At 60.7% G+C, this 23273-nt stretch carries 27 protein-coding genes; 16 read left to right on the top strand and 11 right to left on the bottom strand.

Annotated features, from left to right (window positions below):
• Positions 1–89: 89 nt before the first annotated feature.
• Positions 90–776, bottom strand: a complete 687-nt coding sequence (locus tag AC1RBR_RS04740; RefSeq protein ID WP_095139538.1) for an LrgB family protein — start codon at positions 774–776, stop codon at positions 90–92.
• Positions 766–1152: a CidA/LrgA family protein gene (locus AC1RBR_RS04735; protein ID WP_115986674.1), complete on the bottom strand. Its 387-nt coding sequence runs from the start codon at positions 1150–1152 to the stop codon at positions 766–768. Before AC1RBR_RS04735 ends, AC1RBR_RS04740 begins: the two co-directional genes overlap by 11 nt.
• Positions 1153–1246: 94 nt before the next feature.
• On the opposite strand from AC1RBR_RS04735, the gene AC1RBR_RS04730 reads away from it, so the two are divergent.
• On the top strand, positions 1247–2134 hold the full coding sequence (locus tag AC1RBR_RS04730) for a LysR family transcriptional regulator (protein ID WP_492563198.1): 888 nt from the start codon (positions 1247–1249) through the stop codon (positions 2132–2134).
• Here AC1RBR_RS04730 and AC1RBR_RS04725 read toward each other — a convergent pair.
• Positions 2124–2579: a flavodoxin gene (locus tag AC1RBR_RS04725; protein ID WP_492563197.1), complete on the bottom strand. Its 456-nt coding sequence runs from the start codon at positions 2577–2579 to the stop codon at positions 2124–2126. The genes AC1RBR_RS04730 and AC1RBR_RS04725 overlap by 11 nt on opposite strands.
• 153 nt (positions 2580–2732) lie before the next feature.
• On the opposite strand from AC1RBR_RS04725, the gene AC1RBR_RS04720 reads away from it, so the two are divergent.
• Entirely contained in the window at positions 2733–3209 is a 477-nt protein-coding gene (locus AC1RBR_RS04720; RefSeq protein ID WP_095139534.1) for a PAS domain-containing protein, read from the top strand.
• Positions 3210–3264: 55 nt separating this feature from the next.
• Positions 3265–3870, top strand: coding sequence for a hypothetical protein (locus AC1RBR_RS04715; protein WP_027610872.1), 606 nt, complete (start codon positions 3265–3267; stop codon positions 3868–3870).
• 3 nt (positions 3871–3873) lie between these two features.
• Here AC1RBR_RS04715 and AC1RBR_RS04710 read toward each other — a convergent pair whose 3' ends face one another.
• Positions 3874–4833, bottom strand: a complete 960-nt coding sequence (locus tag AC1RBR_RS04710) for a MerR family transcriptional regulator (protein WP_492563196.1) — start codon at positions 4831–4833, stop codon at positions 3874–3876.
• Between the two features lie 212 nt (positions 4834–5045).
• On the opposite strand from AC1RBR_RS04710, the gene AC1RBR_RS04705 reads away from it, so the two are divergent.
• The 6 genes from AC1RBR_RS04705 (at position 5046) to AC1RBR_RS04680 (ending at position 8154) form a co-directional block, all read left to right on the top strand.
• Positions 5046–5615, top strand: coding sequence for an antibiotic biosynthesis monooxygenase (locus AC1RBR_RS04705; protein WP_095139531.1), 570 nt, complete (start codon positions 5046–5048; stop codon positions 5613–5615).
• Positions 5616–5793: 178 nt separating this feature from the next.
• Complete coding sequence (gene folM, locus AC1RBR_RS04700) at positions 5794–6504, top strand: dihydromonapterin reductase (RefSeq protein ID WP_492563195.1); 711 nt, start codon at positions 5794–5796, stop codon at positions 6502–6504.
• A 21-nt stretch (positions 6505–6525) separates the two neighbouring features.
• Complete coding sequence (gene folE, locus AC1RBR_RS04695; protein ID WP_492563193.1) at positions 6526–7086, top strand: GTP cyclohydrolase I FolE; 561 nt, start codon at positions 6526–6528, stop codon at positions 7084–7086.
• Positions 7087–7458: a dihydroneopterin triphosphate 2'-epimerase gene (folX, locus tag AC1RBR_RS04690; protein WP_041073935.1), complete on the top strand. Its 372-nt coding sequence runs from the start codon at positions 7087–7089 to the stop codon at positions 7456–7458.
• A 68-nt stretch (positions 7459–7526) separates the two neighbouring features.
• Positions 7527–7823 carry a DUF1244 domain-containing protein gene (locus AC1RBR_RS04685; protein WP_492563191.1) on the top strand — a complete coding sequence of 99 codons (297 nt, stop codon included), beginning with the start codon at positions 7527–7529 and terminating at the stop codon, positions 7821–7823.
• On the top strand, positions 7816–8154 hold the full coding sequence (locus tag AC1RBR_RS04680; protein WP_492563189.1) for a HopJ type III effector protein: 339 nt from the start codon (positions 7816–7818) through the stop codon (positions 8152–8154). The genes AC1RBR_RS04685 and AC1RBR_RS04680 overlap by 8 nt, the downstream gene beginning before the upstream one ends.
• Before the next feature lie 181 nt (positions 8155–8335).
• Here the strand turns inward: AC1RBR_RS04680 and trxB are convergent, their stop codons facing one another.
• Positions 8336–9298, bottom strand: coding sequence for a thioredoxin-disulfide reductase (trxB, locus tag AC1RBR_RS04675; RefSeq protein ID WP_003221727.1), 963 nt, complete (start codon positions 9296–9298; stop codon positions 8336–8338).
• A gap of 311 nt (positions 9299–9609) precedes the next feature.
• Between trxB and cysZ the strand changes: the two genes are divergently transcribed.
• Positions 9610–10362, top strand: a complete 753-nt coding sequence (cysZ, locus tag AC1RBR_RS04670; RefSeq protein ID WP_456018712.1) for a sulfate transporter CysZ — start codon at positions 9610–9612, stop codon at positions 10360–10362.
• Positions 10363–10402: 40 nt separating this feature from the next.
• A complete protein-coding gene (locus AC1RBR_RS04665) occupies positions 10403–11602 on the top strand; it encodes a glycosyltransferase family 4 protein (protein WP_492563186.1) in 1200 nt (399 codons plus the stop codon).
• Between the two features lie 111 nt (positions 11603–11713).
• Here AC1RBR_RS04665 and AC1RBR_RS04660 read toward each other — a convergent pair whose 3' ends face one another.
• The gene (locus AC1RBR_RS04660) at positions 11714–12817 is read right to left on the bottom strand and encodes an NADH:flavin oxidoreductase (protein WP_492563185.1); all 1104 of its coding nucleotides are present in this window, start codon (positions 12815–12817) and stop codon (positions 11714–11716) included.
• Positions 12818–12874: 57 nt separating this feature from the next.
• Between AC1RBR_RS04660 and AC1RBR_RS04655 the strand changes: the two genes are divergently transcribed.
• Positions 12875–13012, top strand: a complete 138-nt coding sequence (locus tag AC1RBR_RS04655; RefSeq protein ID WP_492563184.1) for a hypothetical protein — start codon at positions 12875–12877, stop codon at positions 13010–13012.
• Here the strand turns inward: AC1RBR_RS04655 and AC1RBR_RS04650 are convergent.
• Together AC1RBR_RS04650 and AC1RBR_RS04645 are read right to left on the bottom strand one after the other, a co-directional pair.
• Positions 12985–13467: a glutathione peroxidase gene (locus tag AC1RBR_RS04650; protein ID WP_095139510.1), complete on the bottom strand. Its 483-nt coding sequence runs from the start codon at positions 13465–13467 to the stop codon at positions 12985–12987. The two genes, AC1RBR_RS04655 and AC1RBR_RS04650, sit on opposite strands and share 28 nt — an antisense overlap.
• A 122-nt stretch (positions 13468–13589) precedes the next feature.
• Positions 13590–14075, bottom strand: a complete 486-nt coding sequence (locus AC1RBR_RS04645; RefSeq protein ID WP_064586001.1) for an FKBP-type peptidyl-prolyl cis-trans isomerase — start codon at positions 14073–14075, stop codon at positions 13590–13592.
• On the opposite strand from AC1RBR_RS04645, the gene AC1RBR_RS04640 reads away from it, so the two are divergent.
• The 3 genes from AC1RBR_RS04640 to yihG are packed head-to-tail and all read left to right on the top strand — an operon-like array spanning position 14044 to position 17436.
• Positions 14044–14370 (top strand): DUF3565 domain-containing protein, encoded by a 327-nt coding sequence (locus AC1RBR_RS04640; RefSeq protein ID WP_115986735.1) that lies wholly within the window; start codon positions 14044–14046, stop codon positions 14368–14370. The genes AC1RBR_RS04645 and AC1RBR_RS04640 overlap by 32 nt on opposite strands.
• A gap of 60 nt (positions 14371–14430) precedes the next feature.
• Positions 14431–16530: a phosphate acetyltransferase gene (pta, locus tag AC1RBR_RS04635; RefSeq protein ID WP_095139509.1), complete on the top strand. Its 2100-nt coding sequence runs from the start codon at positions 14431–14433 to the stop codon at positions 16528–16530.
• The gene (yihG, locus tag AC1RBR_RS04630) at positions 16531–17436 is read left to right on the top strand and encodes a 1-acylglycerol-3-phosphate O-acyltransferase, YihG family (protein ID WP_047597834.1); all 906 of its coding nucleotides are present in this window, start codon (positions 16531–16533) and stop codon (positions 17434–17436) included.
• A 719-nt stretch (positions 17437–18155) separates the two neighbouring features.
• Here yihG and cysN read toward each other — a convergent pair.
• The 3 genes from cysN to AC1RBR_RS04615 form a co-directional block, all read right to left on the bottom strand.
• The gene (gene cysN, locus AC1RBR_RS04625) at positions 18156–20054 is read right to left on the bottom strand and encodes a sulfate adenylyltransferase subunit CysN (RefSeq protein ID WP_098967229.1); all 1899 of its coding nucleotides are present in this window, start codon (positions 20052–20054) and stop codon (positions 18156–18158) included.
• A gap of 9 nt (positions 20055–20063) precedes the next feature.
• Positions 20064–20981: a sulfate adenylyltransferase subunit CysD gene (gene cysD / locus AC1RBR_RS04620; RefSeq protein ID WP_007912374.1), complete on the bottom strand. Its 918-nt coding sequence runs from the start codon at positions 20979–20981 to the stop codon at positions 20064–20066.
• 256 nt (positions 20982–21237) lie between these two features.
• Complete coding sequence (locus AC1RBR_RS04615; RefSeq protein ID WP_492563178.1) at positions 21238–22002, bottom strand: Nif3-like dinuclear metal center hexameric protein; 765 nt, start codon at positions 22000–22002, stop codon at positions 21238–21240.
• Between the two features lie 103 nt (positions 22003–22105).
• Between AC1RBR_RS04615 and algW the strand changes: the two genes are divergently transcribed.
• On the top strand, positions 22106–23260 hold the full coding sequence (gene algW, locus AC1RBR_RS04610) for a Do family serine endopeptidase AlgW (RefSeq protein WP_115986696.1): 1155 nt from the start codon (positions 22106–22108) through the stop codon (positions 23258–23260).
• Positions 23261–23273: the final 13 nt, after the last annotated feature.

The following is a 23273-nucleotide window of genomic DNA, read 5'->3' as shown; positions in this document are numbered from 1 at the left end:
GTCTAGTCAGACGCAGAGGATCGCGGAGTTGCATTGCCAGCCAGCTTGATGACTGAGCGGGTCAGCCAGGCAAACTCCTTGGATCCATGTCAAAGCCACGACGCCAACAAAGGTGCGGCGAACAGATTGAGCAGCCCGGTCAGCACCATCACCAACCCCGCCACCGAGCCTTCCTCACCGCCCACTTCATGCGCCCGACTGACGCCTGCACCGTGCGCGCCAACCCCGAACAAAGCACCGCGCGCCAGGGCACTGCGCAACGGCAACCACTTGAGCAATACGCCGCCGAGCATCGCGCCGAACACACCAGTGAACATCACGAACACGGCAGTCAGTTCCGGCACGCCACCGAGATCCTGCGCCAGTGGCATGGCGAACGGCGTGGTAATCGAACGCGGCACCAGCGACATCGTCACCGAGCTATCCAGCGCCAGCGCCCTGGCCAGACCGAACGACGTAGCGATCGACGCCGCGCTGCCGGCGAGCATGCCCAGCAGCAGCGCCGACCAGTGCCGCACCAGCAGACGCCGCTGCTGCCAGATCGGCACGGCGAAGGCCACCGTCACCGGCCCGAGCACCAGCATCAGCCAGTGCGTGTTGCTGGCGTATTCGGCATAGGCGGTGTGCAGCGGCACGGCGAGCGCCAGCAGCAGTGCCGGCACCAGAATCAGCGGCGACAGCAAGTAACGCCCGGTGCGCCGGTAAATCCAGCGACTGAACAGGTACGCCAACAGGGTGAAGGCGAGCCAGAACATCGGCATCAGCTCAAGCTTCATGGGACCGCCTCAGGCGCACGGCCAGCTCCACGGTGAAGGCTGTCACCAGCATCACCATCAGGGTGCTGGCGCCGATCACCAGCAAAATCCGCCAGCCGTCATCGCGCAACAGCGCGCCGTAGTCGAGCAGACTCATCAGCGCCGGAATGAAGAACAGCAGCATCTCGGCCATCAACAATCCGGCACCCAGTTGCAGCGCCGCCGGTTTGACCCAGCCAAACGCGAACGCCAGCAGCAACAGAGCCATGCCGATGACTCCGCCGGGAATCGGCCAGGCCAGCCACGCGGCGATCTGACAGCCGAGCAGGTAGAGACCGAGCAACACGGCCAGTTCGACGCAGAGACGGGAAAGATACTTGAGGGATGCAGCGTTCATGATGGGCTCCTTACAGGGGCTTATTTTACGAAGCGGCCTGCCATCCCAGAAGCGAATTGTTAGACTCGACACTATTCCAAAACGGAATCGGATCATGGAATTCAAACAGCTGCGCAGTTTTGTCGAAGTCATGCATCAGGGCGGATTCACACAGGCAGCGAAAACCCTGCACATCAGTCAGTCGGCGGTGAGCAAACAAGTCGCGCAACTGGAGCAGAGCCTCGGCACGCCGTTGCTCGAACGACTGGGCTCGCAACTGCGCCTGACTGCCGCGGGCAGCGTGGTGCTGCAACGCGCCGAGGGCATGCTGCGTTTGCGCAACGAATTGCTCAGCGAACTGGATGATCTGAGCCAGCTGGCGCGCGGCGAATTGCGCCTCGGTCTGCCGCTGCTGGGCAGTGATGCGCTGTTCGCCGGGTTGTTCGCCGAGTATCGCCGGCGCTATCCGAACATCAGTATTCAATTGCTTGAGGGTGGCAGCCGTAATGTCGAGCAGGCGGTGCTCAGCGGCGAACTGGAGTTGGGTGGCAGCCTGTTGCCGAAAGATCCACAGTTCGATTTTCAGCCGTTCTGCGATGAAAAACTCGATGCGTTGCTGCCGGTGGATCACCCATTGGCAGCACGCGGCGAGATTGGCCTGGAGGAGCTGGCCGACACGCCGTTCCTGTTGTATCAGCGCAGCTTCGTGCTCAATGACCGTTTACTGCAGGCCTGCCAGCAATTGGGCTTTACCCCGAAAGAAGGCGGGCGCAGTGGGCAAGCGGATTTTCTCGTGGCGCTGGTGGCCGCCGGGCAAGGCGTGGTGTTGCTGCCCAGCGTGGTGGCCCGGGCTCTTGAGCGTCCGGGCGTGGTGCGCCTGACCTTGCGCGCGCCAGAGTATCTGCGCTGGGACATCGCGTTCATCTGGCGCCGGGGTGCCTATCTGTCGAAAGCCGCCCAGGCCTGGCTGGCCTTGCTGCACGAACGCGCGATCAGCCCTTGAGGGTGGCGATCAGTTGCGCCAGCCATGGCTCGGCGTCGGTTTCCGGGGTCACACTTTCGCTGGCGTCCAGACGCAGCATCTCCTGCACTTCGCGCACGCCCAGCTCGGCGAACAACTCACGCATCAGCTCGCCACCGCCGCAGAACGTATCGCCGTAACTGGCATCACCCAAGCCGATCACCGCCCCCGGCAAATCGCGCCACGCGGCTGGCAACTGGTCGCGAATCGCCGAATACAGCGGCTGCAGGTTATCCGGCAACTCGCCCATGCCGGTGGTCGAGGTCACCGCGAGGAACGCTTCAGGGCCGAACGCCTGAATGTCCGCCAGGCTGGCGCGCGAGTTGTGGAAGGTTTCAAAACCGGCGTCTTTCAGCAGGTTCTGCGCGTGACGGGCGACTTCTTCGGCCGTGCCGTAAACCGAGCCGGAGAGGATGGCGACTTTCATCAATCTGATCCTGAAGCTGAAAAAAAGAGCGGCGATAGTAGCAGTCCCGACAGAGAAGTTGCGACCAGCTCTCAATGGGCACTGATGGCCTATAGACAGCGCCGGCTGATCTTCTAGAATGCGAGCCATCGACAATGCTGAAAGGATTCACAGATGATCAATGCCAGTCTGCTGCAAATGGTGATCAACGCGTCGAACGACGGAATCGTCGTCGCTGAGAAGGAAGGCGAGCAGGACAACATCCTGATCTATGTGAACCCGGCCTTCGAACGTCTGACCGGTTACAGCAGCGAAGAAATTCTTTATCAGGACTGCCGCTTTCTGCAATCCGGTGACCGTGATCAGGCAAGCCTGGAAAGGATTCGCGAAGTGCTGCGCAACGGTGGAGCGTGTCGCGAAACATTGCGCAACTATCGCAAGGACGGCACGCCTTTCTGGAATGAACTGTCGCTATCGACGGTAAAAAACGCCGATGACGGCCAGACCTATTTCGTTGGCGTGCAGAAAGACGTCACGGTTCAGGTCAAGGCGCAGCAACGCGTAATTCAGCTGGAGGCCGAGGTTGCAGCACTGCAAGCAGAGCTGAAAGCGTTGAAAGCGACGAACGGCGCAAACAAATCTGCGAACTAAGTGTCATTAACTACAATCACCAATGACTTTGTAACTATATCTTTCGAGCCAGGCCATGCAACGCGACGCCCTCCTGACCCAGGATGAGCTGGATTTCATCCAGACCATGCAGCACAACCCGCAGCTCAATGTGCGGGATGCGACGTCGAGCCTGCTGGTCAATGGTGGTTCGCAGATCCGTGACCTGCTCACGCGCCTGGCGGCTCACGAGCAAGTGACCATCCAGGCCAACTTCGAAAATCAGCAAATGACCTTCCCGCTGCATCTGGTGGAAGACGAATTCCACGCGTTGCACCTGCGCCTGGGCGTGCCGAGCATTTACGAAGACGGGCCGATGATTCGCCCATGGCGCCTGACTCTCGAAGAGCCGGTCGCGTTGGAAAACGCCAAAGGGCAGCCAGGCATGATGTGGGTGCACGAGGTGTCGCACAAAGGCGTGCTGCTGGAAATGCGCAACAAGACCAAACCGCCCAAGCATTTCGCCCTGTGGTTCAGCCCTTCAGGTTATGAGCGGATCTCCCTGCGCGGCAATTTCGAGCGCGAAACCGAGCACGGTTTTTACGCCTACGAGCTGAGCCAGACCGATGCCGATGAAACCGAACGCCTGCGCCAGTTCATCCTGCAACAACACCGTCTGACCCACCCCGCCCTGCACACCTGATATTCAGGTATCCAGCGTACCCGCGAGAAATTGCGTCATGCGCTGACGCATCGTCGCCCCTTCATTGCCCAGACAACCGATCGACGATCCGGCCAGACTGTCCTGCGCCAGATCGGCAGCGTCGCCGGCGAGCATCACCTGACAGTCGAGACTCAAGGCCAGTCGATTCAGACGGCGCGGCAAATCCGCGGTGGGGGCGTGATTGGAAAACAGCACCAGCGCCTGCGGCTTGATCCGCTCGCACACCAGCGCCAATTCATCGAATGGCTGACCGGTGGTCAGCACCCGCACGCCCGCATCATTGCCACTGAGAAACAACGCGGCGACCAGTAGCTCGAGTTCACGACACTGACCGGCGAGCGCGCTGACAATCACTTTGCGCGGCTGGGTGCCGCGCAGCGCGACGATACGCTGCAGCACCCGCGCACGCAGGAACCCGTCGAAAAACAGCCACTCGCTGGTCTGCCCGAAAGCATCCTGGCGTTGCAGTATCTGCAGCCACAACGGCATGAGGATGTCCTGGAACACCACCGGCAGCGCGTATGAAGAGAAAATCTGGTTGTAGACCTGATCCAGCGCACGGTCATCGAACGCGCTGATCGCGGCCTGCACCTGTTGCTGCCACTGCGCGTAATCAGCCTGCACCAGATCATCAGGAATGATATGGGCCAGCACTTTCAGCGGTTCGGTCTTGGCGAGAATCTTGCCGACCTTGCTCACGGCCACGCCGCGATCGATCCAGTCGACGATGCTGCGTACACGCTCGATTTCGGTCATCGAATACAACCGGTGCCCGCTTTCGGTGCGCGTCGGCTGAATCAAACCGTAGCGGCGCTCCCATGCACGCAGCGTTACCGGGTTGACGCCGGTCAGCCGCGACACCTCCCGAATAGGGAACAACTCTTCGCGCTCAAGCGCGACAGAGGCCTGCGAGGCAGGGTTAGCGTCCGTGATAACAGCCATGGTGCAGATTTGTCCGCTCGTTGGATTTGGATCCCATTCTACATCCGATGCCCTCTGTCGGTTCAACCCAATAAACAGAGACGAAAGTCTCTGAAACTGTCATCAAAATCGGGAATAATCCTTGCTTGTTGAAAAGCGCAGGCCCCTACCCCGGCTTGCGCAATGCGAAACCTCCTACCCGGAGCGCCGCACTCGAAATATGGAGATACACAATGTCTACTTCCCCCGTCACGCTGATGGTTGCGCGTCGCGTCGCCGATGGTCGCTATCAGGACCTGATTGCCTGGCTGCGCGAAGGCGAACAACTGGCCACTGACTTTCCCGGTTACCTGGGTTCCGGCGTGCTCGCTCCGCCACCCGGTGACAACGAATTCCAGATCATTTTCCGCTTCGTCGACGAGCAGACCCTGCACGCCTGGGAGCACTCGGTCTCGCGTACCGCGTGGCTGGCGCGGGGCAGCGATCTGTTCGAGCATCCCAAGGAGCATCGGGTCAGCGGCATCGAAGGCTGGTTCGGCGCTGCCGGTCAACGGCCTCCACGCTGGAAACAGGCCGTGGCGATCTGGCTGGCATTCTTCCCGGTGTCGCTGCTGTTCAACTTTGTCCTCGGGCCGCTGCTCGGCGAGATGAGCCTGCTGCCGCGGGTATTGATCAGCACGGCGTGCCTGACGCCGTTGATGGTGTATTTCTTTATTCCGTTGTCGACGCGGTTGCTGGCGGGTTGGCTGAACAATGTTCCAGCACCTCGACTGCCTGTTGAACCGGTGTCTCAAAACCGTTGAGAGCCCACGTGGGAGCAGGCTTGCTCGGGAAGCGTCGTGTCAGTTGATGCATCCGCGCCTGGCACACCGCCTTCGCGAGCAAGCCCGGCTCCCACAAAAGCACAACACCCGTCTTGCGATAGGTGGGCAACCCGCGTCGCTGTTATAGTTTTTGCTCCAACCGCGACGCGAGCCGTTCATGTCCATATCCTCCGCCCCGATCCTCATCACCGGTGCCGGCCAGCGTGTCGGTCTGCACTGCGCGCAGCGTTTGCTTGAAGACGGCCATCGGGTCATCTTCACTTACCGCAGCGAACGTCCCGGCGTGCAAACCCTGCGGGATCTGGGCGCAATCGGGATTTTCGCGGACTTCTCCAGCGAAGCCGCCATCCTCGCCTTCATCAATGAACTGAAAACCCACACCGACTGCCTGCGCGCCATCGTCCACAACGCCTCCGAATGGCTGGCGGAAACCCCGGGCAGTGAAGCCGAGGCCTTCTCGCGCATGCTCAACGTGCACATGCTCGCGCCGTACCTGATCAACCTGCACTGCGCCGACCTGCTCAAGCGCTCGACCCTGGCCGACATCATCCACATCAGCGACGATGTCACGCGCAAGGGCAGCAGCAAGCACATCGGTTATTGCGCCAGCAAGGCCGGGCTCGACAGCCTGACCCTGTCCTTCGCCGCGCGCTATGCGCCGGCAATCAAGGTCAACGGCATCGCGCCGGCCCTGCTATTGTTCAATCCCGACGACGACGCGGCGTACCGTGCCAAGGCGCTGGCCAAATCCGCGCTGGGCATCGAGCCCGGCAGCGAAGTGATCTACCAGAGCCTGCGCTATCTGCTCGACAACCCCTATGTCACCGGCACGACCCTGACCGTCAACGGCGGACGGCACGTCAAATAAGCTGCTGCGCGAGGATCTCCCATGAGCCGTTCCCTGCCCGAGAATTACCGCGAGATCCTCATCGGCCTCGGCGAAGACCCCGACCGCGAAGGCTTGCTCGACACCCCGGTGCGCGCGGCCAAGGCCATGCAATACCTGTGTCACGGCTACGCGCAGAGTGTGGATCAGATCGTCAATGGCGCACTGTTTGCCTCCGACAGCGACGAGATGATCATCGTCGCCGACATCGAGTTGTACTCGTTGTGCGAACATCACCTGCTGCCCTTCATCGGCAAGGCCCATGTGGCTTATATTCCGACAGGCAAGGTGCTGGGGCTGTCGAAGATCGCGCGGCTGGTGGACATGTTCGCCCGGCGCCTGCAGATTCAGGAGAACCTCACCCGGCAGATTGCCGATGCGGTGCAACAGGTCACCGATTCCGCCGGCGTCGCGGTGGTCATCGAGGCCCGGCACATGTGCATGATGATGCGCGGTGTCGAGAAACAGAATTCGACCATGAACACCTCGGTCATGCTCGGCGCCTTTCGCGACTCGAGCAACACCCGTCAGGAGTTCCTGCAATTGATTGGACGGAGCAAGTAAATGTCACAACTTCAACCGGGAATGGCGCGCATCCGGGTCAAGGATCTGCGCCTGCGCACCTTTATCGGGATCAACGAGGACGAGATCCTCAACAAGCAGGATGTGCTGATCAATCTGACCATCCAGTACGCCGCGCAGGAAGCGGTGCGCGACAACGACATCGATCACGCGCTGAACTACCGCACCATCACCAAGGCGATCATCGCCCATGTCGAGGGCAACCGTTTTGCGCTGCTCGAACGCCTGACCCAGGAACTGCTGGATCTGGTGATGAGCAATACCGCCGTGCTGTACGCCGAAGTCGAAGTCGACAAGCCGCATGCACTGCGATTTGCCGAGTCGGTGTCAATCACCCTCGCCGCCAGCCGCTGAGCGTGTCTGGCGCATTGGTCGCCAGACTTTTATCATCCGCGCCACGAATAGCCTGCACAGAGCCCATCATGACCGAGCAACAACGCCTCGAACTCGAAGCCGCCGCCTTCCGCCGGCTGGTCGCCCACCTGGACAGCCGCAAGGACGTGCAGAACATCGACCTGATGAACCTCGCCGGATTCTGCCGCAACTGCCTGTCCAAGTGGTACAAGGCTGCCGCCGATGAACAGCAGATCGAGGTCAGCCTCGACGATGCCCGTGAAGTGGTTTACGGCATGCCTTATGCCGAATGGAAAGCCCAATACCAGCAAGAAGCCAGCGTCGAACAACAGGCCGCGTTCGCCAAAGGAAAACCCAATGAGTGATCTGAACACCCTGCGCGCCAGCCTCAAGAGCGGCGAACACGTTTTTGCCGACACCCTGGTCTTCATCGCCGCCGGTTATGACTACCAGCCGCAAGCGTTCAACAACGGTGGCGTGGAAAACGCCGCCGGGCAGAACGAAGGTTCGTGCAAGACGTTGGGTCTGGCACTGCTGGAAGGCTTGAGCGATGAAGAAGCGCTGCTGGCATTCGGCGAGCATTATCGCTCGGTGGTGGCGACACCTGAAGGCAGCGACCACGGCAACATCCGCGCGCTGATCAAGCACGGTCTGGCGGGTGTGAAGTTCGAAGCACAGCCGCTGACCCGCCGCTGATTCCCATAGACAACGCCATCCCCTGTGGGAGCGGGCTTGCTCGCGAAGGCGTCAGGTCAGGCGACTTTTCTTTGTCTGACACACCGCTTTCGCGAGCAAGCCCGCTCCCACAGGGTTATGCGATGTAGCGGAAATACGGGCGTAAAAAAACCGGCCGAAGCCGGTTTTTTGTGTCTGCGATTTAGAACGAAGCGTTCTGCAGACCGTCCAGATAACGCTCGGTGTCCAGTGCCGCCATGCAGCCGGCGCCGGCCGAGGTGATGGCCTGACGGTAAACGTGATCAGCCACGTCGCCTGCAGCGAAGATACCTTCGACGCTGGTTGCAGTGGCGTTGCCATCACGGCCGCCCTGCACAACCAAGTAACCGTCCTTCAGGGTCAGTTGGCCTTCGAACAGCGAAGTGTTCGGAGTGTGGCCGATCGCGATGAATACGCCGTCGACCTTGATTTCGTCGAAGCTGCCATCGTTGTTCTTCAGGCGCGCACCGGTCACGCCCATGTTGTCGCCCAGCACTTCGTCGAGGTTGGCGTTCAACTTGAGGATGATCTTGCCTTCGGCCACGCGGGCGTTGAGCTTGTCGATCAGGATCTTCTCGGCGCGGAAGGTTTCGCGACGGTGGATCAGGGTCACGGTGCTGGCGATGTTGGCCAGATACAGCGCCTCTTCAACAGCGGTGTTGCCGCCACCGACCACAGCCACTGGCTTGTTGCGGTAGAAGAAACCGTCACAGGTCGCGCAGGCGGAAACGCCTTTGCCCATGAACGCTTCTTCCGACGGCAGGCCCAGGTAACGAGCGCTGGCACCGGTGGCGATGATCAGGGCGTCGCAGGTGTAGGTCGCGCTGTCGCCGGTCAGGGTGTACGGCTTGGCGGCGAAGTCCACGGCATTGATGTGATCGAAAACGATCTCGGTTTCAAAACGCTCGGCGTGCTCGCGCATCCGCTCCATCAGCGCCGGACCGGTCAGACCGTGCACGTCGCCCGGCCAGTTGTCGACTTCGGTGGTGGTGGTCAATTGACCGCCAGCCTGCATGCCGGTGATCAGCAGTGGCTTGAGGTTGGCACGGGCGGCATAGACCGCAGCGCTGTAACCGGCAGGGCCGGAACCGAGAATAATCACTCGCGAATGACGGACTTCAGACATGACCTGCTCCTGTTGACCGGGCCGAAACACTGGCGCGGAACGCCGGACTGCCGGCGGGAATAAAAAAGGACTGTGGATAACCTTGGGGAAGGCATGAGCTCGACAGTCCTGTAAAAAGTTGGGTGCAGCGTATCGAGGGGGGCAAGATTAAGGAAATACGGATTAACAATCCAGCTCATAGGTGGTCTCTATACGCAGACTCCGACCAGATCGACGTCTTTGTTACAGTGAATGTCGATCGCTCTACCGCGCTTTCGCAGGTGATGCAAAGTCGGTAAGGTCGGCGCGTTTTCCCTTGCTCGGAGCACCTTATGCCCGCCCCTGTTCTGTCCGGCCCGCAATACCTGCGCGAAGGCCTCAAACTGGTTCTCAGCCCCGGCCTGCGTCTGTTCGTGTTACTGCCGCTGGCGATCAACCTGGTACTGTTCGTCGGATTGATCTATCTGGCCGGCCATCAGTTCAGCCTGTGGGTCGACAGTCTGATGCCGTCGCTGCCCGACTGGTTGAGTTTTCTCAGCTACATCCTCTGGCCGCTGTTCGTGGTGCTGGTGGCGTTGATGGTGTTCTTCACCTTCACGATGCTCGCCAACGTGATCGCTGCGCCGTTCAACGGTTTCCTCGCGGAAAAAGTCGAAGTGGTGGTACGTGGCACCGACGACTTTCCAGCCTTCAGTTGGGGCGAACTGATCGCAATGGTCCCGCGCACCCTCGCCCGGGAAATGCGCAAACTGGGCTACTTCCTGCCGCGGGCGATCGGCCTGTTCATCCTCTCGTTCATCCCGGTGGTGAACATCGTCGCCGCGCCACTGTGGCTGCTGTTCGGCGTGTGGATGATGGCGATTCAGTACATCGACTACCCGGCGGACAACCACAAACTGGGCTGGAACGAGATGCTTGCCTGGCTGCGGCAGAAACGCTGGCAGAGCATGAGTTTTGGCGGGATCGTCTATCTGGCGCTGCTGATTCCGGTGGTGAACATTCTGATGATGCCGGCCGCTGTAGCCGGGGCGACATTGTTCTGGGTGCGTGAGCGCGGTGCGGAGAATCTCGTCACGCAAGGCTGAGCCGGTCACAAATCCATCATCCGAACGTCACAAGCACGACATGGCCTCAGCCGACACTGAGGTCATGACGACAGCTCTGCATATCACTCTGATCAGCGAAACCTTCCCACCGGAAATCAACGGGGTGGCCAATACCCTTGGCCGCTTGTGCGATGGCTTGCGCGCGCGTGGGCATCAGGTGGAACTGGTGCGACCGCGCCAGGCGGGAGATCCGCAGCGGGTCGAGGACGATGCCTTGCTGTTGTGCCGGGGCTGGCCGTTGCCGGGTTATCCCGGTCTGCAATGGGGGCAGTCGTCGATGCACAAGCTGCTGCGGCGCTGGAAGCGTCATCGCCCGGACGTTTTGTACATTGCCACCGAAGGCCCGCTCGGCTTGTCGGCGTTGCGTGCGGCACGACGCCTGGGGATCTCGGTGGTCAGCGGTTTTCACACCAATTTCCAGCAGTACACCAACCAGTACGGGCTGAGTTTGCTGACGCGCTTGCTGACCCATTATCTGCGCTGGTTTCACAATCGCTCGGCGATGACCCTGGTGCCGAGCGTCAGTCAGCGCCTGGAACTGGAGCGCCGGCAATTCGAACGCCTCGCCTTGCTGTCGCGAGGTGTGGACAGTCAGCTCTTTCACCCGGCCAAGCGCCTGAACGGCTTGCGCGAACAATGGGGTCTGTCCGAGCAGGACCTCGCGGTGGTTCACGTGGGACGTCTGGCCCCGGAGAAAAACCTGGGCTTGCTCAAGCGATGCTTCGACAGACTCCGCAGCACTTATCCACAGCGCAAGCTGAAGCTGATCGTGGTCGGCGACGGGCCGCAACGGCTTGCGTTGGAAAAGGATCTGCCTGAAGCGATCTTCTGTGGTTCACAACGCGGCGAAGCGCTGGCGGCGCACTATGCATCCGGCGATATTTTCCTGTTCCCGAGCCTGACCGAAACGTTCGGCAATGTGGTGCTTGAAGCATTGGCCTCAGGGCTGGGGGTGGTGGCGTACGATCAGGCAGCAGCAGCGCAGCACATCCGTCACGGCTACAACGGCGTGCTGGCGATGCCCGGTGATGAAGAAGCGTTCTGCGACGCGGCGGCATGGTTGCTGGAAGAGGATGAAACCTTGCGTTGCGTGCGCCTGAATGCGCGCCAGCATGCCAGTCGCCAGGGGTGGGCGGCGATCATCGAGCAGTTTGAAAAGCACTTGCGTGGGGCGTGTCTGCGGGAGCAGGTGTTGCCGAATGCGCAGACATTGCCTTAGATAGTCGTCGACTCTGATGCCCCCTTCGCGAGCAAGCCCGCTCCCACATTTTGGAATGCATTCAAAATGTGGGAGCGGGCTTGCTCGCGAAGGGGCCATCAAAGGTGCTACTTAAACCAGCGTCATCAACGCCTCACGGCTGAACGGCAGAATGTCCTGCTCACGCCCTTCGCGGACTTTCAGCGCCCAGTCCGGATCCACCAGCAGCGCACGCCCCACTGCGACCAGATCGAACTCGTCGTTGTTCAAACGCTCAAGCAGTTTCTCCAGGCTCGCCGGTTGCGCGACCTTGTCGGTGTTGACCATGAATTGCAGGAACTCGCCGTCCAGGCCGACGCTACCTACAGTGATGGTCGGTTTGCCGGTCAGCTTGCGCGTCCAGCCTGCCAGGTTCAGATCCGAACCGTCGAACTCAGGCTCCCAGAAACGCCGTGTCGAGCAGTGGAAAATGTCTACGCCGGCGTCGGACAGCGGCTTGAGGAATTCGCCCAGTGCCTCCGGTGTCTGCACCAGACGCGCGGTGTAATCCTGCTGCTTCCACTGCGAGAAACGGAAGATGATCGGGAAGCCTTCACCGACTGCCGCGCGTACCGCTTGAATCAACTCGATGGCGAAACGCGAGCGGTTGGCCAGGCTGCCGCCGTATTCGTCGGTGCGCTGATTGCTGCCCTCCCAGAAGAACTGGTCGATCAGGTAACCGTGGGCGCCGTGGATTTCCACGCCGTCCATGCCAATGCTTTTGGCATCTTTGGCGGCCTGGGCGAACGCGGCGATCACTTCCTGAATGTCCTGTTTGGTCATGCCGTGCACCACGACCTGGCCGTCCTTGAGTTTTTCCGTCGGGCCATAACCCGGCACGCTGGCGTCCGGTTCGGTGCCGATACGACGTACGCTGCCGACATGCCACAGTTGCGGAACAATCTTGCCGCCCTCGGCATGCACCGCGTCGACCACTTTTTTCCAGCCAGCCAGCGGCGCTTCACCGAAAAACTGCGGCACGTTCGGGTAGCCATTGGAGGCAATGTGACCGACGGTGGTGCCTTCGGTGATGATCAGACCGACACCGGCCGCCGCGCGGCGACGGTAGTACTCGATCACTTTCGAATTGGGTACGCCACCCGGGGAAAAAGAGCGGGTCATCGGCGCCATGACCACACGGGTCGGCAGTTCGAGGGCACCAAGGTGGAACGGTTTGAACAGGGCTTGCACCGGCATTGGAAGGCTCCAAAGGGAATGGCTTTATGACGGCGATAATATGGAGAGTTACAAGCCTTGAACAGCACTATTGATTTGGGTGATCAAGGGTTAGAAACGAAAAAATCGCAGCGTCAGCAGTCCTCTGCAGGAGCTGCAGCAGGCGGCGATCTCTTGATTTTGCTGTTTCAGCCCAGCGCTTTTTCAATCGCGTGAACGATCGTTGGATCATCCGGCGCCGTGCGCGGCGAGAACCGTGCCAGCACCCGGCCGTCCTTGCCGAGCAGAAACTTCTCGAAGTTCCAGGTGATATCTCCGGGAAACTCCGCGCCCTCGCCCGCCAGCAAGCGGTAGAGCTGATGACGATCATGGCCGTTGACTTCAAGCTTGCTCGACAACGGGAACGTCACGCCATAGTTCAGGCTGCAGAATTCCTGGATTTCCTGTTCGGTACCTGGCTCCTGACCGGCAAACTGGTTGCACGGCAGGCCCAGCACACTGAAGCCTTTGTCTTTGAATTGCTGATAGAGGTTTTCCAGTGCCGCGTACTGTGGGGTCAAGCCGCATTTGGAGGCGACGTTGACCACCAGCACGACTTGGCCCTTGAAAGGCGCCAGCGGTAGCTCCTGACCATCCAGGGCTGTCAACTTAAGGTCGTGAAAAGCACTCATGACGGACTCCAGATTCCCGTGTTCTACTCGAAACAGCCACTTGGCGAGAGCGCCAAGGACAGCCGCGGACTAAAAAGGCGCCCGCAGGCGCCTCTCCAGTACTCGAAGCTTAGCGCAGAAAATCAGTGGTGATGGCCACCTTCGCCATGGACGTGGCCATGAGCGACTTCTTCCTGGCTGGCGTCACGGATATCAACGACCTTCACTTTGAAGTTCAGGCGCTGACCGGCCAGTGGGTGGTTGCCGTCGACGGTGACGTCGTCGCCGTCCAGGTCACGGATGGTCACGATCTGCATCTGGCCGTCCGGCGCCGAAGCGTGGAACTGCATGCCGACTTCCAGCTCGTCAACGCCTTCGAACATGCTGCGGCTCAGGGTGCTGACCAGCTCGGCAGCGTATTCGCCGTAAGCGTCTTCTGGCTCAACGGAAACTTCCAGCTCATCACCAACAGCTTTGCCTTCCAGAGCTTTTTCCAGGCCCGGGATGATGTTGCCTGCGCCTTGCAGGTAGACCAGCGGTGCGCCGCCGGCGGAGCTGTCGATGACCTCACCAGCGTCGTTGGTCAGGGTATAGTCGATGGAGACAGCCTTATTGGCGGCGATCAGCATGGGGCGAGACCTTTTGCAAAAGAATATAGAAAGGCCAAGTTTAGCGAAGCAATCGCGCGAAAGCGAACACAACCCGGACAAACGGGTTTCGACGATTGCCGGCTTCCATCAGGACGAGGACGGTCACTGGGTCGTCGAGCTTTCCTGTGGCCACACCCAGCACCTGCGCCATCAGCCGCCATGGCAATCGCGCGTCTGGGTCCTTGACCCGGCGCAACGTATTGAAAAAATAGGCCAACCCTTTGCCTGCGGTTGGTGCGCACAAGGCTCGGTTAGCGATAACCTTGGCGACTGAATTGCGGTAGGCGGTCACGTATAGATCGCCACCATTGCCATGCACCCTTAGAGAATCCGCATGCAAACTTTTTTTATCGCGCCCACCGATTTTGGCGTGGGTCTGACCTCCATCAGCCTCGGGCTGGTGCGTACCCTGGAGCGGGCCGGGCTGAAAGTCGGCTTCTTCAAACCGATTGCCCAGCCGCACCCGGGCGACACCGGCCCTGAGCGCTCCACCGAACTGGTGGCGCGTACCCACGGCCTGAAACCGCCGCAACCGCTGGGCCTGGCCCACGTCGAGCGGATGCTCGGCGACGGTCAGCTCGATGAGTTGCTCGAAGAAATCATCGCCTTGTATCAGCAAGCTGCCATCGGCAAAGACGTGCTGGTAGTCGAAGGCATGGTGCCGACCCGCAGCGCCAGCTACGCCGCGCGGGTCAATTTGCACCTGGCGAAGAGCCTGGATGCCGAGGTGATTCTGGTCTCCGCGCCGGAAAACGAAGTGCTCGCCGAGCTCTCCGGCCGCGTCGAATTGCAGGCGCAATTGTTCGGTGGCCCGAAAGACCCGAAAGTCCTCGGTGTGATCCTCAACAAGGTCAAGACCGAAGAGAGCATGGACGCCTTCGCCACGCGCCTCAAAGAGCATTCGCCATTACTGCGCAGCGGTGATTTCCGCCTGCTCGGCTGCATTCCGTTTCAGCCCGAACTCAATGCACCGCGTACCCGCGACGTCGCCGACCTGATGGGTGCTCAGGTGCTCAACGCCGGCGATTACGAAACCCGGCGCATGACCAAAATCATCATCTGCGCACGGACCATGCGCAACACCGTCGAGCTGCTCAAGCCCGGCGTGCTGGTGGTGACCCCGGGCGACCGCGACGACATCATCCTCGCGGTCAGCCTCGCGGCACTCAATGGCGTACCGCTGGCCGGGCTGTTGCTGACCAGCGACACCCTGCCCGATCCACGCATCATGGATTTGTGCCGAGGCGCGTTGCAGGCCGGCCTGCCGGTGTTGTCGGTGAGCACCGGCTCCTACGACACCGCCAACCTGCTCAATGGCCTGAACAAGGAAATCCCCATTGATGACCGCGAGCGTGCGGAGATCATCACCGATTTCGTCGCCAGCCATCTCGACGCCAAGTGGCTGCACCAGCGCTGCGGCACCCCGCGGGAAATGCGCCTGTCGCCAGCGGTGTTCCGCTATCAACTGATACAACGGGCGCAGTCGGCGAACAAGCGCATCGTCCTGCCCGAAGGCAGCGAACCGCTCACCGTGCAAGCGGCGGCAATCTGCCAGGAGCGCGGCATCGCCCGTTGCGTGCTGCTGGCCAAACCCGAGGACGTCGAAGCCGTGGCCCGTGCCCAAGGCATCGAGTTGCCGCCGGGGCTGGAGATTCTCGATCCGGACCTGATCCGCGAGCGCTACATCGAGCCGATGGTCGCCCTGCGCAAAAGCAAAAGCCTCAATGCGCCGATGGCTGAACAGCAACTGGAAGACACCGTGGTGATCGGTACCATGATGCTCGCGCTGGATGAGGTCGACGGCCTGGTCTCCGGTGTGATCAACACCACCGCCAACACCATCCGCCCGGCCCTGCAACTGATCAAGACCGCACCGGGCTGCACGCTGGTGTCGTCGGTGTTCTTCATGCTGTTCCCCGAAGAAGTGCTGGTCTATGGCGACTGCGTGATGAACCCGCACCCGAGCGCCGCCGAACTGGCGGAGATCGCCCTGCAAAGCGCCGACTCGGCTGCAGCGTTCGGCATCACCCCGCGCGTGGCGATGATCAGCTATTCCAGTGGTGAATCCGCCACGGGAGAAGAAGTCGAGAAAGTCCGCGAAGCCACCCTGCTCGCCCACGAGCAACAGCACTCGCTGCTGATCGACGGCCCGCTGCAATACGACGCCGCTGCCAACGCAGACGTTGCCCGGCAACTGGCGCCGAACAGCCAGGTCGCCGGTCGCGCCACGGTGTTCGTGTTCCCCGACCTGAACACCGGCAACACCACCCACAAAGCCGTGCAGCGCAGCGCCGACTGCGTCAGCCTCGGCCCGATGCTGCAAGGCCTGCGCAAACCGGTGAACGACCTGCCGCGCGGCGCGCAGGTCGACGACATCGTCTACACCATCGCCCTGACCGCGATTCAAGCCGCCAACCGACCTATGGATGTGTAAATGCTGGACTTCCTGCCCGCCCCGATTCGCGGCGTGATTGCCGCGCTGCTGTTGGCGCTCAATACGATTCTGCTGTGCTCGTTCCTGTTCTGCGTGGCGCTGATCAAAGTGCTGCCCTTCGACCTCGCCCGCCGCGCCTCACTGTGGCTGATGAGCCACACCCACGAAGCCTGGATCAGCAACAACAAAGGCTGGATGAACCTGGTGCGCCGCACCCGCTGGCACATCAGCGGCCTGCAAGGTCTGGACTACCAACACTCGTACCTGATCACCAGCAACCACCAGAGCTGGGTCGACATTCTGGTGCTGCAATACGTGCTCAACCGCCGGATCCAGCCGTTGAAATTCTTCCTCAAGCAGGAGCTGATCTGGGTCCCGGTGATCGGTCTGGCCTGGTGGGCGCTGGGCTTCCCGTTCATGAAGCGCTACTCCAAGGCCTATCTGGAAAAGCATCCAGAGAAGAAAGGCAAAGACCTGGAGACCACGCGCAAGACCTGCGCGAAATTCCGCAACAACCCGGTGGGAATTTTCAACTTCGTCGAAGGCACACGCTTTACCGAGGGCAAGCACGCCCAGCAGCAGTCGCCGTTCAAATACCTGCTCAAGCCCAAGGCGGGTGGCATCGCCTTTGTGCTGGACGCGATGGGTGAGCAACTGGAGTCGATCGTCAACGTGACCATTCACTACCCCGGCGGGCGTCCGGGTTTCTGGGATCTGCTGTGCGGCAACGTGCGCGACGTGGTGGTGCACTTTGAAGAACTGAAAATCCCGCCGGCCTTCATCGGCAAGAACTACGACCAGGACGGCGAATATCGCCTGCAATTCCAGGGCTGGATCAATCAGCTCTGGCAGGACAAAGATGCGCTGCTGGAACAGATGCACCGCGAATTCCCGGACAAACGCTAATCCCCTGTAGGAGTGAGCCTGCTCGCGATAGCGGTGGATCAGCCACTCCCCATGTTGAATGACACACCGCTATCGCGAGCAGGCTCACTCCCACAGTTGGATGGAGTGCATTCAGTTAGAGCTTGGTCGGGTGTCAGGCCGCCTTCGCGAGCAAGCCCGCTCCCACAGTGGGATTGGGGGTGTTCAGTTTGAAATTGGTCGGCTCGTAGGCCGCCATCGCCAGCAGGCTGGCTCCTACAGTTCAGATTGCGTGCTGCCCCTGCGGCGAAGCCGCCCCACTCAACACGATGAGCGTTAGCTCGAGTAAAGCTTTTGATCTCAGGGCCCGTCGGCAGGCTGAGTGGAGGGATTTATCCGGGGGTGGGAGCGCAGCGACCGTTTGGCGCAGCCAAACACAGCGAGAGGAGGTGCAGCGAAGCAAACCGTAGGCGCTGCCCCCGGATGAATCCCGGAGCGAAGGAACCCGAGCCTAGGCGAGGGCCGAACGTCAGGGTAAAGCCCTTTGGTTACTTTGGGCTGGGCCGGCACTCCGGCTTTTGCCAAAGTGACCCGCCGTAAGGGCGGAACCTTAGCAGGCCGTTACCGCAGCAACGGATATACACCCAAAACCCCAAGAGCATGGCCGGCCCAAAAGCCGCCACCGCCGAAAACCAAATGACCCACAATAAAAAAGCCCGCCGATGATCACTCATCCGCGGGCCTTCATTTCCGGCTAAAACTTAAATCGCGCCACGCTTACGCAGCAGATCCAGCACCTGCTTGACACTCTCTTCCAGCGACAGCGACTGCGTGTCGATCACCAGATCGGCATTCAGCGGCACGTCATACGGGAAGGACTCACCCGGAATATTATCGCCACCCGCAGCATACAAGCCCTGCGGATCACGCTCGGCACACACCGCCGGCGAGGCCTGCACATAAACCGTCAGCAGACGCTCCTTGCCGATCAGATCCTTGGCCTGCTCGCGACCTTCCGCGCTCGGCGCCACAAACGCAGCCAGGGTCAACAGACCAGCCTCGTTGAACTGACGCGCCACATGCGCAGCACGCCGCCAGTTCTCGGTGCGGCCGGCACGATCCTGCGGCAAACCTTTATTCAGGTCGTGACGCAGGTTCTGACCATCCAGCACAAACACCGCACGGCCCATGTCGAACAACTTGCGCTCGACCGCATACGCCAGCGTGCTCTTGCCCGCGCCCGACAGGCCGCTGAACAGCACGGTGGCCGGTTGCTGGCCAAAGCGCTGGGCACGTTCTTCAGTGGCAACGTGAGCCAGTTTGCCGTGGTGCGAAGCAGTCCCGTGAGCCACCGGCTGAGCGACGATCATGCCGGCGCCGACGGTGCCATTGGTCAAACGATCGATGACGATGAACGCGCCGGTGGTGCGGTTGCTGTCGTAACCGTCGAGGGCGATCGGCGCGTCGAGCGCGATCTTCACCTTGCCGATTTCGTTGAGCTGCAACGCGCTCGCCGGGCCTTCTTCAAGGGTGTTCACGTCGACCTTGTTGACGATGCTGGCAATCGAGCCCGGCACGTAACTGGTCGCGCGTTTGATGTCGTACTTCTTGCCCGGCAGCATCGGCTCTTCAGCCATCCACACCAGCATCGCTTCGAAGCTGTCGGTGACCGGCGGCACGTTGTCGGCATGCACCAACAGGTCGCCACGGGAGATGTCGATCTCGTCTTCCATGGTCAGCGTCACCGCTTGACCCGGGCCGGCCTGCTCCAGCTCACCTTCGAAGGTGACGATGGATTTGACGCGGCTGCTCTTGCCCGACGGCAGTACCACGACTTCGTCGCCCTTGTGCACGATGCCGCTGGCCAGCGTGCCGGCGAAACCGCGGAAGTTCAGGTTCGGACGGTTGACGTATTGCACCGGGAAACGCAGATCGGTGAAGTTGCGGTCGCCCGCCACTTCCACGGTCTCGAGAATTTCCATCAGCGACTGACCTTTGTACCAAGGCGAGCGCTCGGACTTGTTCACCACGTTGTCGCCCTTGAGAGCAGACATCGGCACGAAGTGCATGCTGGTCGGCTTCATCTTCAAGCCTTCGGCGAACTTCAGGTAATCAGCCTTGATCGACTCGAACACGCCTTCATCGAAGTCTTTCAAGTCCATCTTGTTGATGGCGACGACGATGTGCTTGATGCCCAGCAAGGATGCGATGAAGCTGTGGCGACGGGTCTGGGTCTGCACGCCGTAACGGGCGTCGACCAGGATGATCGCCAGGTCACAGGTGGACGCACCGGTGGCCATGTTGCGGGTGTACTGCTCATGGCCAGGGGTGTCGGCGATGATGAATTTGCGTTTGGCGGTGGAGAAATAGCGGTAGGCGACATCGATGGTGATGCCCTGCTCACGCTCGGCCTGCAGGCCGTCGACCAGCAACGCCAGGTCGATGTCGTCACCGGTGGTGCCGACTTTTTTCGAGTCGCGGGTGATGGCTTCCAGGTGATCTTCGTAGATCATCTTCGAGTCGTGCAGCAGGCGCCCGATCAGGGTGCTCTTGCCGTCATCGACGTTACCGCAGGTCAAAAAGCGCAGCAGCTCTTTACGTTCGTGCTGGCCCAGGTAGGCGAGGATGTCCTCGCTGATCAAATCAGATGCGTGCGACATGACAACCCCTTAGAAATAACCCTGACGTTTCTTGTCTTCCATCGAGCCTGCGCCATCGTGGTCGATGACCCGGCCCTGGCGCTCGGAAGTTCGCGTCAGGAGCATTTCCTGAATGATGTCCGTGAGGCTTTCGGCCTCGGACTCCACCGCGCCCGTCAACGGGTAGCAGCCAAGGGTACGGAAACGCACTTTCTTTTTGACGATGCGTGCCTTGTCCTCATCGGACAGGTGTTCGAGGATACGCTCGTCGTCGATCATGATCAGCGTGCCGTTCTTCTCGATCACTTCACGCTCGGCGGCGAAGTACAGCGGCACGATCGGGATGCCTTCGAGGTAGATGTACTGCCAGATGTCCAGCTCGGTCCAGTTCGACAACGGGAACACACGGATGGATTCGCCCTTGTTGACCTTGCCGTTGTAGACGTTCCACAGCTCAGGGCGTTGGTTTTTCGGGTCCCAGCGGTGCTTGCTGTCGCGGAACGAGTACACGCGCTCTTTGGCGCGGGACTTCTCTTCATCGCGACGGGCGCCGCCGAACGCGGCGTCGAAACCATGCTTGTCGAGCGCCTGCTTGAGGCCCTCGGTCTTCATGATGTCGGTGTGCTTGGCGCTGCCGTGGGTGAACGGGTTGATGTTCTGCGCCACGCCATCGGGGTTGATGTGGGTGATCAGGTCCAGGCCCAGCTCTTCGACCATCTTGTCGCGGAACTTGTACATCTCCTGGAATTTCCAGCGAGTGTCGACGTGCATCACCGGAAACGGCAGTTTGCCCGGGAAGAACGCCTTGCGTGCCAGGTGCAGCATCACGGCGGAGTCTTTACCGATGGAGTACAGCATCACCGGGTTGTCGAACTCGGCGGCCACCTCGCGGATGATGTGGATGCTTTCCGCCTCCAGCTGTTTCAGATGCGTCAGTTTGTCGACCATGGCTACTCACGAAAGCTTTCTTATGAACGGCCAGCGGGCCGTGTTCGAGCGGGGAATCCTAGCACAGCGACCTCTTCTAATCAGGACGCCTACTAGATCGAAAGGGCATATGAATATGCCTGCCAGTTCGGCCGGGCAATGCTGTTCCTGTGGGAGCGGGCTTGCTCGCGAAAGCGGTGTGTCATTCAACATCGCTGCTGATTGAACCACCGCATTCGCGAGCAAGCCCGCTCCCACACTGAAATGAGGTTTAGCCTTAGATCGGGTTCGGACAATCGATGAAGATGTGTTCGAGAGCGAAGCGCTTCGCCAGATAGTCGCCCAGTGCCTGCACACCGTAGCGCTCGGTGGCATGGTGGCCGGCGGCGATGAAGCTGATGTCGTTTTCCCGCGCGCTGTGGAAGGTCTGCTCGGAGGCTTCACCGCTAAGGAACAGATCAACACCCGCCGCCACACCCTGATCGATATAGCCCTGCCCGCCACCGGTGCACCAGCCGACCCGACGAATCATCCCACTGCCCTCGACCAGCAGCGGCTCGCGGCCCATGACGTCTTTAACCTTGCGGGCGAAGTCACGCGCAGTCATCGGCTCATTCAACGAGCCAACCAGTCCGACAATTTTGAGGTTGTCCGGATCCAGTGGCCCTTCAACGGTAATGTCCAGTTGCCGCGCCAGTTGCACGTTATTGCCAACCTCCGGATGCAGATCCAGCGGCAAGTGATAGGCGAGCAGACTGATGTCGTGCTTGAGCAAAGTCTTCAAGCGCCGCTGCTTCATGCCGGTGATGCACGGGTTCTCGCCTTTCCAGAAATAGCCGTGATGCACCAGTATCAGATCGGCCTCGGCCTCGGCCTCCACCGCCGCGTCGAGCAGCGCCTGACTGGCAGTGACGCCACTGACGATGCGCATCACTTGCGGACGGCCTTCGACCTGCAGGCCGTTGGGGCAATAATCGGCAATTTTTGCACTGCCGAGGTAACGGTCGGCTTCTTCGACGAGGGTGCTGAGGGCGACGGCCATGAAAGACTCCTGAAAATCCCGTTCAGAGGCGCGCTTGGCCTCGTATAATGCGCGACATTATGGGCGGTCTGCCCCCGCCTGCAACTTTTCCAGGACGTGCTTAATGCTCAAGGCGCTGCGTTTTTTCGGCTGGCCGCTGTTGGCCGGTGTGCTTATCGCTCTGTTGATTATTCAGCGTTACCCGCAGTGGGTCGGGCTGCCGAGCCTCGACGTCAACCTGCAACAGGCCCCACAAACCACCAGCGTGCAGCAGGGGCCGGTGTCCTATGCCGATGCGGTGAGCATCGCTGCGCCATCGGTGGTGAACCTCTACACCACCAAGGTCATCAACAAACCGGCGCACCCGCTGTTTGAAGATCCGCAGTTCCGGCGTTTCTTCGGCGACAACTCGCCGAAGCAAAAGCGTATGGAATCGAGCCTCGGTTCCGGCGTGATCATGAGCCCGGAAGGCTACATTCTGACCAACAACCACGTGACCACCGGTGCTGATCAGATCGTGGTGGCGCTCAAGGACGGTCGCGAAACCCTCGCCCGGGTGATCGGCAGCGATCCGGAAACCGACCTCGCGGTACTGAAGATCGATCTGAAAAACCTCCCGGCGATCACCGTCGGCCGCTCCGACAGCATCCGCATCGGCGATGTCGCGCTGGCCATCGGCAACCCGTTCGGCGTCGGCCAGACCGTGACCATGGGCATCATCAGTGCCACCGGGCGTAACCAGTTGGGCCTGAACAACTACGAAGACTTCATCCAGACCGACGCGGCGATCAACCCGGGCAACTCCGGCGGCGCGCTGGTCGATGCCAACGGCAACCTCACCGGTATCAACACGGCGATCTTCTCCAAGTCCGGCGGCTCACAGGGCATCGGTTTTGCGATCCCGGTCAAACTGGCGATGGAAGTGATGAAGTCGATCATCGAGCACGGTCAGGTGATTCGTGGCTGGCTCGGTATTGAAGTGCAGCCGCTGACCCAGGAACTGGCCGAGTCGTTTGGCCTGTCCGGGCGTCCGGGGATTGTCGTGGCGGGGATCTTCCGCGATGGCCCGGCACAGAAAGCCGGCCTGCAACTGGGTGACGTGATTCTGAGCATCGACGGCGAACCGGCCGGCGATGGCCGCAAGTCCATGAACCAGGTGGCGCGGATCAAGCCGACCGACAAGGTCACGATTCAGGTCATGCGCAACGGCAAAGAGCTGAAGTTGACCGCAGAAATCGGCCTGCGTCCGCCGCCGGCTCCGGTGAAAGAACAAGAGTAAAACTTTATTCGCG

Source organism: Pseudomonas sp. GW823-FHT01D03 (assembly GCF_058798255.1).
This window is presented reverse-complemented; position numbering and strand designations above follow the sequence as displayed.

Coding starts and splice junctions, on each gene's coding strand:
- AC1RBR_RS04740 (WP_095139538.1), bottom strand. CDS start 776: ATGAAGCTTGAGCTGATGCCGATGTTCTGGCTCGCCTTCACCCTGTTG.
- AC1RBR_RS04735 (WP_115986674.1), bottom strand. CDS start 1,152: ATGAACGCTGCATCCCTCAAGTATCTTTCCCGTCTCTGCGTCGAACTG.
- AC1RBR_RS04730 (WP_492563198.1), top strand. CDS start 1,247: ATGGAATTCAAACAGCTGCGCAGTTTTGTCGAAGTCATGCATCAGGGC.
- AC1RBR_RS04725 (WP_492563197.1), bottom strand. CDS start 2,579: ATGAAAGTCGCCATCCTCTCCGGCTCGGTTTACGGCACGGCCGAAGAA.
- AC1RBR_RS04720 (WP_095139534.1), top strand. CDS start 2,733: ATGATCAATGCCAGTCTGCTGCAAATGGTGATCAACGCGTCGAACGAC.
- AC1RBR_RS04715 (WP_027610872.1), top strand. CDS start 3,265: ATGCAACGCGACGCCCTCCTGACCCAGGATGAGCTGGATTTCATCCAG.
- AC1RBR_RS04710 (WP_492563196.1), bottom strand. CDS start 4,833: ATGGCTGTTATCACGGACGCTAACCCTGCCTCGCAGGCCTCTGTCGCG.
- AC1RBR_RS04705 (WP_095139531.1), top strand. CDS start 5,046: ATGTCTACTTCCCCCGTCACGCTGATGGTTGCGCGTCGCGTCGCCGAT.
- folM (WP_492563195.1), top strand. CDS start 5,794: ATGTCCATATCCTCCGCCCCGATCCTCATCACCGGTGCCGGCCAGCGT.
- folE (WP_492563193.1), top strand. CDS start 6,526: ATGAGCCGTTCCCTGCCCGAGAATTACCGCGAGATCCTCATCGGCCTC.
- folX (WP_041073935.1), top strand. CDS start 7,087: ATGTCACAACTTCAACCGGGAATGGCGCGCATCCGGGTCAAGGATCTG.
- AC1RBR_RS04685 (WP_492563191.1), top strand. CDS start 7,527: ATGACCGAGCAACAACGCCTCGAACTCGAAGCCGCCGCCTTCCGCCGG.
- AC1RBR_RS04680 (WP_492563189.1), top strand. CDS start 7,816: ATGAGTGATCTGAACACCCTGCGCGCCAGCCTCAAGAGCGGCGAACAC.
- trxB (WP_003221727.1), bottom strand. CDS start 9,298: ATGTCTGAAGTCCGTCATTCGCGAGTGATTATTCTCGGTTCCGGCCCT.
- cysZ (WP_456018712.1), top strand. CDS start 9,610: ATGCCCGCCCCTGTTCTGTCCGGCCCGCAATACCTGCGCGAAGGCCTC.
- AC1RBR_RS04665 (WP_492563186.1), top strand. CDS start 10,403: ATGGCCTCAGCCGACACTGAGGTCATGACGACAGCTCTGCATATCACT.
- AC1RBR_RS04660 (WP_492563185.1), bottom strand. CDS start 12,817: ATGCCGGTGCAAGCCCTGTTCAAACCGTTCCACCTTGGTGCCCTCGAA.
- AC1RBR_RS04650 (WP_095139510.1), bottom strand. CDS start 13,467: ATGAGTGCTTTTCACGACCTTAAGTTGACAGCCCTGGATGGTCAGGAG.
- AC1RBR_RS04640 (WP_115986735.1), top strand. CDS start 14,044: ATGGAGACAGCCTTATTGGCGGCGATCAGCATGGGGCGAGACCTTTTG.
- AC1RBR_RS04645 (WP_064586001.1), bottom strand. CDS start 14,075: ATGCTGATCGCCGCCAATAAGGCTGTCTCCATCGACTATACCCTGACC.
- pta (WP_095139509.1), top strand. CDS start 14,431: ATGCAAACTTTTTTTATCGCGCCCACCGATTTTGGCGTGGGTCTGACC.
- yihG (WP_047597834.1), top strand. CDS start 16,531: ATGCTGGACTTCCTGCCCGCCCCGATTCGCGGCGTGATTGCCGCGCTG.
- cysN (WP_098967229.1), bottom strand. CDS start 20,054: ATGTCGCACGCATCTGATTTGATCAGCGAGGACATCCTCGCCTACCTG.
- cysD (WP_007912374.1), bottom strand. CDS start 20,981: ATGGTCGACAAACTGACGCATCTGAAACAGCTGGAGGCGGAAAGCATC.
- AC1RBR_RS04615 (WP_492563178.1), bottom strand. CDS start 22,002: ATGGCCGTCGCCCTCAGCACCCTCGTCGAAGAAGCCGACCGTTACCTC.
- algW (WP_115986696.1), top strand. CDS start 22,106: ATGCTCAAGGCGCTGCGTTTTTTCGGCTGGCCGCTGTTGGCCGGTGTG.